4 protein-coding genes are annotated in these 8,391 nt (G+C 59.3%); 2 read left to right on the top strand and 2 right to left on the bottom strand.

The window, feature by feature from the left end; genetic code table 11:
- Together Q7U49_RS04105 and Q7U49_RS04100 are read right to left on the bottom strand one after the other, a co-directional pair.
- Positions 1–714, bottom strand: a 714-nt coding sequence (locus tag Q7U49_RS04105) for a PAS domain S-box protein (RefSeq protein ID WP_304762484.1), incomplete at its 3' end; no start/stop codon positions are given.
- Positions 711–3,869, bottom strand: a complete 3,159-nt coding sequence (locus Q7U49_RS04100) for a response regulator (protein ID WP_304762483.1) — start codon at positions 3,867–3,869, stop codon at positions 711–713. The genes Q7U49_RS04105 and Q7U49_RS04100, both read right to left, overlap by 4 nt.
- A gap of 424 nt (positions 3,870–4,293) precedes the next feature.
- Between Q7U49_RS04100 and Q7U49_RS04095 the strand changes: the two genes are divergently transcribed.
- Positions 4,294–5,919, top strand: a complete 1,626-nt coding sequence (locus tag Q7U49_RS04095; RefSeq protein WP_304762482.1) for a ShlB/FhaC/HecB family hemolysin secretion/activation protein — start codon at positions 4,294–4,296, stop codon at positions 5,917–5,919.
- Positions 5,920–5,974: 55 nt separating this feature from the next.
- A complete protein-coding gene (locus tag Q7U49_RS04090) occupies positions 5,975–8,362 on the top strand; it encodes a filamentous hemagglutinin N-terminal domain-containing protein (RefSeq protein ID WP_304762481.1) in 2,388 nt (795 codons plus the stop codon).
- Positions 8,363–8,391: the final 29 nt, after the last annotated feature.

Genomic DNA, 8,391 nt, shown 5'->3' with positions numbered 1-8,391 from the left:
CGCCTTGGCGCGCGCGATCAGCTCTTGCGGGTCAGAGATGTCAGCCGGGGTGCTCTTGTTCATCACCTCGGCTGCCGTGTAGCCCAGCATGCGTTCGGCGCCGACGTTGAAAATCTGGATCACGCCCCGGGCATCGGTGGCGATGCTGGAGAAGGTGGCGCTGTTGAAAATAGCGCTCTGCAGGGCGCCGGCCTTGAGCAATGCCTCTTCCGCCTGCTTGCGCGCGGTATTGTCGGTGCCGATCAGCAGATAGCCGATGATGGCGTCCTGATCGTCGCGCAGTGCGGTGACCGACACCACGGCGGGGAAGCGGCTGCCATCCTTGCGGATATAGGTCAGCTCGTAAATGTCTTCGATGCCGTGCGCCGCCTTGAACACCAGGGCCTCAAAGCCCGGTGCAATCGGCGTGTCCAGCTCGACGCTCAACGCCTTGGCGCGCGCGATCAGCTCTTGCGGGTCAGAGATGTCAGCCGGGGTGCTCTTGTTCATCACCTCGGCTGCCGTGTAGCCCAGCATGCGTTCGGCACCAACGTTGAAAATCTGAATCACGCCCTTGGCATCGGTGGCGATACTGGAGAAATTGGCGCTGTTGAAAATCGCGCTTTGCAAGGCTCCGGTTTTAAGCAAGGCCTCCTGGTGCTGGAACTCGGTGATGCCATCCGCAGTGCCTTCGCCTGTGCCGGGAGTGCGAGGATGGCTGATTATTTCCGTCATGGCTGATCTCCGTTGAGATTCAACACGCCACCCGTGTCGTGCTTGGCAGGCCTTGCTGGCATCATGTGCTGCGGCTTGATCCATTTCAGCAGCGCTTGCCATAGGTCTTCGGGCTCGATCGGCTTGGCAATGTGATCGTTCATGCCAGCCGCAATGCAGCGCTCACGATCGGCTCGCATGGCGTTGGCGGTCATGGCCACGATCGCCAGATCCTTGAAGCGCTCGTCCTTGCGGATTTCCCTGGTTGCCGTGACACCGTCCATCACCGGCATCTGCATGTCCATCAGGACGATGTCGTAATCAACCAGCTTCAGTTTATCCAGTGCAATTTGCCCGTTTTCGGCCAGATCAACGACCAGACCTGCATCGCGCAGCAGTTCGGTGGCCACTTCCTGGTTGAGGTCATTGTCTTCCACCAGCAGGACGCGGGCACCTTGGATGGTGGCGAGTTTCCCGAAGGTGCTGGTGGGCGCTTCTGCGCTGGTGCGGGGACCATTCACGGTGCCTCCCAGCATGCTCACCACACTGTTGAAAAGTACCGAGGCCGTGACCGGTTTGATCAGCACATCCGCGATGCCCGCTTCCTCCGCGCTCTTGATGACTTCTTCGCGACCATACGCCGTCACCATCATCATGAGCGGAATGCGCTTGAGTGGACGCGCCCTTAACAGCCTGGCGGTCTCGCTGCCATCCATGCCCGGCATTTGCCAGTCGAGAAAAACAATCTCGTAGGGCATGCCTTGCACATCGGCATGATCCACGGCGGCAATGGCGGCCTGCCCCGAACCGGCCTGATCGACCTTGAAACTCATGCCGCCAAGCAGCTCACTGAGCATCAGGCGGGCACTCTCGTTGTCGTCCACCACCAGCACCCGCTTGCCCTGCATGTCACCCGCCAGCACCGGCTTGCGTTGCGGGCCAACACTTTTTCCCATGCGTGCGGTAAACCAGAAAGTACTGCCTTTGCCCGGTTCGCTCGCGACACCGACTTCGCCACCCATCAGTTCGGCTAGCTTCTTGGCAATCACCAAACCCAGGCCGGTGCCGCCAAATTTGCGGGTGGTCGAGTTGTCGGCCTGCGAAAAGCTCTGGAACAAGCGCCCCGTCTGCTCGCCGGTCAAACCGATCCCGGTGTCGCGCACAGCGCAGTAAAGCAGCACATCGTGGTCAGTTTGCTCTTTGAGGCGGATGATGATATCAACTTCACCCCGCTCGGTGAACTTGACAGCGTTGTTGCTGTAGTTAATGAGAACCTGTCCCAGCCGAAGCGGATCGCCGACCAGATAACGTGGCACGTTTTTATCCAGATCAAAGACCAACTCCAAGCCTTTGGCGGCGGCTTTCTCGGCCATCAGGTCGGCCACACTGCTGAGCACTTTTTCCAGTTCAAACTCGGTGTGCTCGACCGTCAGCTTGCCCGCCTCGATCTTGGACAAGTCAAGAATATCGTTGATGATGCCGAGCAGATGCCGGCCGGAACCCTGGATCTTGGTGATGTAGTCGCGCTGACGTGACGTCATTTCGGTCTTCAGCGCCAGGTAGGACATGCCGATGATGGCGCTCATCGGTGTGCGGATCTCATGGCTCATGTTGGCCAGGAAATCCGATTTGGCGAGGTTGGCTCTGTCCGCTTCAAGCCTGGCGCTTTCCAGCTCGAGGTTTTTTTCCAGCAGCACCTGACCCAGTCGTTTGCGTTCTGTCACGTCGCGCGCAGCGGCAAACACGCCCTGCAGCTTGCCCTCGCTGTCATAGAAAGTGGTCGCGTTGTAGGACACCGCCGTTTCCTTGCCGCCCCTGGCGTGCGCGGTGAGTTCGTAATCGGTCACCTTTTTGTTGCTCAGAACCAGTTTGATGCCGGCCTCGGCGCGCTGCGGATCGGTAAAATAATTCTTGAATGGCGCGCCGATCAGTTCGTCACGCGTGCAACCGGTGAGCACCCCCATCTGTTGGTTGACATCGGTAATGATGCCGGACGGGTCGGTGGTCATCAGGGCATCGATGTTGGACTCGATCAGCGAGCGCGTGTAGTACTGCTGGTCACGCAAAGCCTGCTGGTCGGCATATTCCTTGGTGACATCGCGAAACACCAGTACGGCACCAACGACCCCGGCCTTGCGATCGCGAATCGGCGCACAACTGTCGGCGATAGCGCACTCGCTGCCATCGCGTGCAATCAGTACGGTGTGGTTGGCCAGTCCCTGTGCCGTGCCGTGCGCCAGCGTTGCCATGACGGGGATCGTGACGTCTTGACGGCTTGACTGGTTGATGATGTGAAATACCTCGCCCACCGGACGACCGCTGGCTTCTGCCTGGGTCCAACCGGTCAGCCGCTCGGCCAATGGATTCATGAGCGTCACATGCCCCTGGGCATCGGTCGCCAGCACGGCATCGCCGATGGAATTGAGTGTCACGGCGAGCTTTTCCTCGCTCACCTGCAAGGTATCGTTGGCTTGCTGCAGTTGCTGATTTGCCTGCTCCCGAACTTCGAGCAAATGCTGGGTTTCGCGATGCGCCAGATTCATGAGCCGCTGCTGTGCGCCCCGATAGACCAGCCAGGCAAAAGCCAGCGCCAACAACAGCGTCAATACCGCAGCGGCGATGATGCTGATGAACAACAGGCGCAGCTTCGCCTGAAATTCTGCATCGTGCCGCATCCGGTCTTCTTCCACCAGCTGGGTATAGAGCCGCATCTCGGCACGAATCGCATCCATCAAATACTTGCCTTGTCCCCCCTTGACAAGGGCCAGCACGCCAAGCGTGTCATTCCTGCGCTTGAACGCCATGACTTCTGCCAAGTCAGCCATTTTGGCGGTGATCAAGGGCGCCATGGTGTCCAGGTGTTTCTGTGCAGCGGGGACGGAGTTCAATTGACGCAATGCCGTCATCTGGCCAATCAGACTGTTTTGTACATCCAAATACGGCTGCAAAAAAGCCACGTCACCGGTCAACAGATAGCCGCGCTGACCGGTCTCTGCATCCTTCAAGGCGGACAGCAAATCGTCCGAGCGATTCAATAACGCACTGGTGTTGCCGCGTGCCATGGCGGCCTCCTCCATCTGACTGAATGCCAGGAACGACAAGGTCACCCCCAACGCCAGCAGCAGAGCGGCAGCGGCAGCGGAAAACCAGACAACAGATTTATTCCAGGCTTTCATGGGCAAAAGGCCTTCACGGCATCACAAGTGGTTGACCATTCGATTTTTCAGTGTCTTGATCAACGCAGTGAATCCTGCTTTTGATACGGATACCAAAGGCTTGCCAGATTGAATGGATGGATCAATTCTGTGAAACTGGTCTGAACTTTATAAATTTAATTCAGGATTCTCCGTTCGCTGCCGTACATAGGTGGTCATCAGCGCCGACCTGCACTTTTGGCCCACAGCCTTGTGACGCTGTAAACCCTGGCTTATCCAGCCACCACAAAGCGCTCGGCCATGCTGCATGGTGCACCTGGGTTGTCGCCACGACCAGCGAATCGGCACGCATGGCAATGTGACTTAGCGTACAGACGGCAGAGGCACTAACCTGCAACATGCACCTCAGAAAAGTTTGCGCGGCAAGCTTGCACCGAAAGCGATCATGTTCAACCTCAAATTGTTACCCTTGGCCATGTTGGTGCTGAGTCCGGCCGCCTTTGCCGCCACGCCCCTGGGTGCCGGTGGACAGATGCAGCAAATTCCACCTCCGCCCCAGCCGCAGTCGGTGGCACCCGCCTTCGAAGTCAAACCCACCAGCCAGCCGGTCGCCGCGCCGCAGGACAGTGCCAAAATTATTGTCAACCGGCTGCAAGTCACCGGCGCGCAGATCTACACCGAAGCCCGATTACTGGAAGTCACCGGTTTCGTGCCAGGAAGCAGCCTGAGCCTGACGGATTTGCAAGGCATGGCTGCCCGAATCGCCACTTATTACCGGCAGAACGGTTACTTCGTCGCCCAGGCCTATGTGCCCGCGCAAGAGATCCAGGGCGGCGTGGTGACCATCGCCGTGATCGAGGGCCAATATGGCAAGGTGTCACTGAACAACCAGACCAATGTGTCCAACGCACTGGCCAATGACCTGCTGGCCGGCATCAACAGCGGTGACGTGGTGGCCACGGCGCCGCTCGAGAACCGACTCTTGTTGTTGTCCGACCTGCCAGGCGTCAGGGTCAACTCAAGCCTGGTGCCTGGTGCTACACCAGGCAGTTCTGACCTGATCGTCAACCTGACTCCGGGCAAGCGCGTCAGCGGCAGCATTGATGCCGACAACGCCGGCAACTATTACACCGGCGCCAACCGTGTCGGTGCCACCGTCAACTTCAATGAACCGCTCGGTCTGGGCGATGTGGCGTCGCTGCGGGTGCTGACTTCGGGCTCCGGATTGCACTACGCCCGCGGCTCCTACCAGTTGCAATTGGGCAAAGCCACCGTTGGCGTCGCCTACAGCGCGCTGGACTACGAACTGAGTCGAGGCGTCTACGAAGGCAAGGGCTATAACGGCACCACCAAGATCGCGAGCCTTTATGGCAGTTATCCCCTGGTCCGCTCTCGCAACAGCAATCTCTCCGCCGCACTCGTGTACGAAGACAAGACGTTCGAAGACAAGATTGACGCGATGACCTATCGCGACAAAGAAGCCCAAGTCTTGACAGCCAGCCTGTACGGCAATGAGCGCGACAACCTGGGTGGCGGCGGTGTCACAGGTTATTCGCTTGCCCTGAGCGCTGGCAACATTGACAACGACAACCCTGGCGAAATCAATGGCCGCTTCAGCAAGCTTGGTTTTAACCTGTCACGTGTGCAGCGTGTGACCGACACCGTTTCCCTGTCGGCCGTGGTCAACGGCCAACTCGCCTCCAGGGCACTGGACTCGTCAGAGCAAATGGAGCTGGGTGGCATGTACGGCGTGCGCGCCTATCCGGAAGGTGAAGGCTACGGTGACGCAGGTTTGGTACTGAACCTGGAAGCGCGCTGGCAAGTACCCAAGTTCTCCAACAGCTTGCCGGGTCAGTTGCAGCTGATCGGCTTTGTTGATGCCGGCACCGTGCGACCGCGGGACGCTGGCGAACGCCGCACCTTAAGCGGCGCCGGCGTTGGTTTCAACTGGTACGAGACCAACAACTTCATGGTGCGGGCCTATTACGCCGTCAAGATCGGCAATGAAGCCGCCACCTCGGCGCCCGACAAGTCGGGTCGCTTCTGGATTCAGGCCGTCAAATATTTTTGACCCGCCTGATCCGACAAGCTGACCACCACACACATTGAAACTATTGGAAACCATCATGAACAGCTCCTACCGATCTCTCTGGAATGACAGCACCGGCACCTTTGTTGCGGTACCTGAAAACGCCAGCAGCGCAGGCAAAAAGACCTCTTCCGGCATGCAGGCCACCGGCTCCGGCGCACGTTTTGTGCTGCAGGCCTTGGCCGTGTCGGTCATGCTGGCCTTTGGCGCCAACGCACTGGCACAGCCCACCGGCGGTGTGGTGGCCTCCGGTGACGCCACCATCAGCACGGGTGCGACCAGCACCACCATCACCCAGTCGACGCAAAACGCCATCATCAACTGGCAAAGCTTCAATATCGCCGCCGGCCAGTCGGTGCAGTTTGTGCAACCCAGCAGCAGTTCAATTACCCTGAACCGGGTGGTCGGCGCTGACCCGTCAAGCATCCTGGGCAGCATGACAGCTAACGGCAAGGTGTTCCTGATCAATCCCAACGGCATCCTGTTTGGCCAGGGCGCATCGGTCAACGTGGGCGGATTGGTGGCTTCCACCCTGAACATGACTGACGCTGATTTCAACGCGGGCAACTACAAGTTCTCGGGCAATGGCACGGGTGCCGTGCTGAACCAGGGCAGCATCAACGCCGACGGTGGTTACGTAGCCCTGCTGGGCGCCAATGTCAGTAACCAAGGCACCATCTCGGCCCAGCTGGGTAGCGTGGTGCTGGCCGCGGGCAGCGTGATGACGATGGACGTGGCCGGTGACGGCCTGCTCAACATTGCCGTCACCGAAGGGGCTGTGAATGCATTGGTAGAAAACGGTGGCCTGATCCGTGCCGACGGCGGCCAGGTGCTGCTGACCACCCAGGCAGCTGGTAGTTTGCTGGCCAACTCGGTGAACAACACCGGCGTGATCCAGGCACAGACGCTGGTCACCGGCAAAACCGGCAGCATCATGCTGATGGGTGGCATGGAAACCGGCACCGTGAACGTAGGTGGCACGCTGGATGCATCGGCACCGAATGGCGCCAACGGCGGCTTCATCGAAACCTCTGCGGCGTATGTCAAAGTCGCAAATGACGTCAAAGTCACCACTGCTGCCCCGCAGGGGCAAACGGGCACCTGGCTGATCGATCCGCTGGACTACACCGTTGGCGGCGGTGCCGGGGATAACATTACCGGTGCAACACTTAGCGCGAACCTGGTTGATAACAACATCACCATCACGACTATTGCAGGGCCTGGCTCCGGCTTCGGCGATATCAATATCAACCAAGCTGTTTCATGGAATGGCGCGACCGGCACTACGGCGACGCCGACGACGCTGACCCTGATCGCACTGCGGGACACCAATATCAATGCGGCGATCAGCGCGACCACAGGCAATCTGGTGGTGTGCTGCGGCCGCGACATCAACGTGAACGCAGCCATTACAACGGTCAATGGCAGCGTGCTGCTGGCCGCCGGACAGGATGTCAATATCCTGCGGACAACGCTTAACGTTGGCACGGCCATTACCACGACAGATGGCAACATCGAAATATGTGCCGGGCGCAATATAACGCTGAGCAACACGTTCAATCCGGGCTTGGCGCCCCTCATGACGCTGACCAGGGGGAGCACGACTGCTGGCGAGGATCTGGCGACACTTGGCGTGCCGCTCGGCCTGACGCTGATGGCCGGCACCGCCGGAACCGGACCAGGGGTTGACAGCGGCACCGTGATCTTTACCAACGGCGGACTGGCGGGTACCTACATTACCTACACGGCAGGGGGGCCTGGCACGCCGGCGGCCATTTATTACAACCCGATTTCGTACGCGACGCCGACCGACTATTCGCTCAACTTCACCGGTAACGGCGGCCCGCTGACGCAATACATGCTGGTCTACCCTGGCGGTGCAGACAAAACTTATGACGGCAACACCGTAGCAACCTTCACAGGATTGAAAGGTGATCCTGCCGGCGTCACTCTGGTTGGTGCCGGTACTGCCAATTTCGACACCATAGCCGTAGGCACCAACAAGACAGTCACGTTTAGCGGCTTTACCTTGGATGGTGCAAGCGCCGGCAACTATGCCTTCGCGAATTCCTGCTGTGGGCCTGCCGTGAGCAGAACAACTGCGAATATCAATGCGGTCGTCGTACCGCCTGTCGTCACAACGCCACCTGTCAGTCCACCCGAAGTACCAGAAACAGACCTGTTCCCGGAGCTGCCGTATGAAGGCCCGGTCGTCAACCCTCGCACTCCCTTGACCTGGGCCCCCATGGTGGTGCTTGCCGACACGCCAGCACAGCTTCAAAGTCTGACGCCACCCGTGGTCTATGTGCCTCCGGTGCCGGTCGAGCTTGCCCCGGTAGCGCCCACGGAAGAGGTGATCGAGACGCCTGTGCAGCCGCCGGTCTATGTCGCCCCGGTTCGCCCCCTCAAGCAGGACCGCAACTGATGACCACGCGACGTGCCAAGGAGCAGGCA

It is taken from the genome of Rhodoferax sp. (assembly GCF_030653815.1).
Lineage (GTDB): Bacteria > Pseudomonadota > Gammaproteobacteria > Burkholderiales > Burkholderiaceae_C > Rhodoferax.
The sequence above is the reverse complement of the archived record's forward strand: the minus strand, read 5'-3'. Positions and strand labels throughout refer to the sequence as shown.